Source organism: Aquabacterium sp. (genome assembly GCF_049274795.1).
In the GTDB taxonomy this organism is placed as follows: Bacteria; Pseudomonadota; Gammaproteobacteria; order Burkholderiales; family Burkholderiaceae_C; genus Aquabacterium.
This window is the reverse complement of the sequence record NZ_JBASTH010000040.1, coordinates 1-2,549: the sequence shown is the minus strand read 5'-3', so window position 1 is coordinate 2,549 and position 2,549 is coordinate 1. Positions and strand designations below refer to the sequence as shown.

The 2,549-nt window shown below is 62.1% G+C and carries 2 protein-coding genes and 1 pseudogene; 2 read left to right on the top strand and 1 reads right to left on the bottom strand.

Annotated features, from left to right (window positions below; translation table 11 throughout):
• Nucleotides 1-271: pseudogene (locus WAQ08_RS06940) on the top strand (hypothetical protein); the annotation flags it as partial.
• Nucleotides 272-322: 51 nt separating this feature from the next.
• A complete protein-coding gene (locus WAQ08_RS06935; RefSeq protein WP_055392831.1) occupies nt 323-1,297 on the top strand; it encodes an IS5 family transposase in 975 nt (324 codons plus the stop codon).
• Nucleotides 1,298-1,560: 263 nt separating this feature from the next.
• Here WAQ08_RS06935 and WAQ08_RS06930 read toward each other — a convergent pair.
• Nucleotides 1,561-2,549 (bottom strand): tellurite resistance TerB C-terminal domain-containing protein (locus tag WAQ08_RS06930; RefSeq protein WP_422190331.1); only part of this gene is annotated, 989 nt, incomplete at its 5' end.

The following is a 2,549-nucleotide window of genomic DNA, read 5'->3' as shown; positions in this document are numbered from 1 at the left end:
GGGCAGCACCACCCGCAGTGCAGACGGCAGTGCCAGCCACAGCGGCACGGTGTCCGCCCAAAATGCCCAGGGCAGCCTGCACAGCAGCGGCGGGGCGAGCCGCAATGCCGACGGCAGCGTGGAGCAGGCCCGCAGCACCACCGCCACCAGTGCGGCCACCGGCAACAGCGTGCAGACACAAAGCAGCTACAGCAAGGACAGCGGCTTGAGCCGCAGCGCCACCTGCTATGACGCGAGCGGCACGGCCATGGCTTGTCCGACGCGGCCTTAAGGCAACGCTGATTAAGGTCCACCATTGAGAGGGGTCAAACGTTATCCGCAGATGAAGCAGCAGACCTTGGCAATGGCCGCAGATCAAGACAACGGATTCGAGCATTCGCGCAAACCCACCCGACGCGAAGAGTTCTTGCGGACCATGGAGACAATAGTGCCATGGGCCGCTCTGTGCCAGGTGATAGAGCCGCACTACCCCAAAGCAGGCAACGGCCGCCCGCCCATTGGCCTTGAGCGCATGCTGCGCATCCATTTTCTTCAGCACTGGTTCAACCTGGCCGATCTGGCGTGCGAGGAGGCTCTGTATGACAGTGCCAGTCTGCGCCGCTTTGTGGGGATTGACCTGGGCCGCGAACGCGTGCCCGACGCCACCACGCTGCTGAAGTTTCGCAAACTGCTCAATGAGCAAAAACTGGGTGAAGCCCTGTTTGCCAAGGTAGGCCAGCAATTGCAGGAGCGCGGCTTCAAGGTCAACACCGGCACCATCGTGGATGCCACCATCATCGCCGCGCCCAGTTCTACCAAGAACGCCGACAAGGCGCGCGATCCCGATATGCACCAGACCCGCAAAGGCCAGCAGTGGTATTTCGGCATGAAGCTGCACATTGGCGTGGACAGCCAAAGCGGGCTGGCGCACAGCGCCGTGGTGACGGCGGCCAACGTGCATGACAAACACCCGCTGCCCGATCTGCTGCATGGCAACGAGCAGCGCGTGTACGGCGACTCGGCCTACGCCAGCCAGAAGGCTCTGATCCGGGGCAAGGCGCCCCAAGCCAAAGACTTCACCAACCAGCGCACCCGCCGTGCAGGCGAGGTGGACGAAGTTCAGCGGGCCAAGAACCGCAACAAGTCACGCATCCGCGCTCGGGTAGAGCATGTGTTCGGGGTGGTCAAGCGCCTGTGGGGATTCACCAAGGTGCGCTACCGCGGGCTGCAGAAGAACGCCACACGCGCATTCACGGCCTTGGCGCTGGCCAACATTTTCCTTGCCCGAGGGCGACTGCAGGGACAGGTGCGCCCGTAAGGGTGGAAATCGGGCCTCAAGGCCCTGCGAACGGCCCAAATGGGCGGCGCAAGAGGCCACAAAATCCAAAAAATGGCGTCTTCCGCGTTCGCGCGGGAAATTTCGAGGGCTTGTTCAGCGTAGCCCTAAAGCGGACTTAGCAACTCGGCGCGGCCTCAAGGGGACGGTACCAACGATGAAAAGCTTTTCTTCGGCTCCCATCAAGGGAGGCAATCGAATTGCCTGCACACATCCCAGCGCGTCAACGCGCCAACTGAAAGACTTCACGACAAGAGCTTCTCCAGTACCTCCTGATTGACCACGACTGGGTCTTCACCTTCCGTCAGGGCCTCATCAAACGCATCAAGTGCCGCCTCGTTGGTACGCTCCAATGCACCGTCGAGCATCACGTTGCAGTCAAGGGCGACGGTGAAAAGTTCGGCGCGGGTCCAGGCTGGTCGCGACAGCAGCGTGCGGGTGAAGGCGGAGTGGCTCGGGTCGAGTCCCAGGACTCCCTCCACTGGGGCCTCCACCGCAGGGGTGGCTTGGTCGAGAGCGGGTGGAGGGGTCTCCTCAACAAAGATGTTGGCCAAGAGGGCCGTCACTCGGGCAGTTTCCATCTGGAGAGCAGTTACCCGGGACATGTCAAGCACCACCGTCGATGAAGGTGCAAGGGGCGGCCCCTTAACAGCCAGGGCAGGCTTAACCGACTGGAGACCTGGTTTCAGCTGCGCAGTGACTGGTGCAGGCACAGGCTCAGAGGTTGTATCAGCAAAGATATCTCCCAAGCGCGCCGTCACCTGCGCTGTGTCCTTCTGGAGGGCGGCCACCTTGCCCATATCAAGCACGACCTTTCGCGCGGGTGCCGCTACCGGCTGGGGAGCAGCCGCCTGCGCGGGTTCAGGCGTGGTTGCGACAACCGGCGGCGGTGGTGCGCGGTAAGGTGCGTGCGTTTCGCAGGTCGACAAGTCGCTGGTCAGCTTGTGGACTGCTTTCAGCTCGCTCAAAGAATCCAGGCTTTCTTCTCGGTAGCGGAGGTAGGTTTCCAGTTCGTTCGAGACGTCGTCTGCGATGGCTTGCAGTTCCGCGAGCGGCTCAATAAGGTCCCCGGCGTCAGGTGCACCACCAAAGCCGCGGTCAATGTCCTCGAGCATGCCAGCGGAAGCTGCTCGGTAAGTGAGCTCCAGGCCCGTCTTGCTGCGCGGAAGCACCATGCCAACGTCAAAGCGCTCAACGTATTTCTGCACGAACAACCTTGCGAACACCTTTGGGG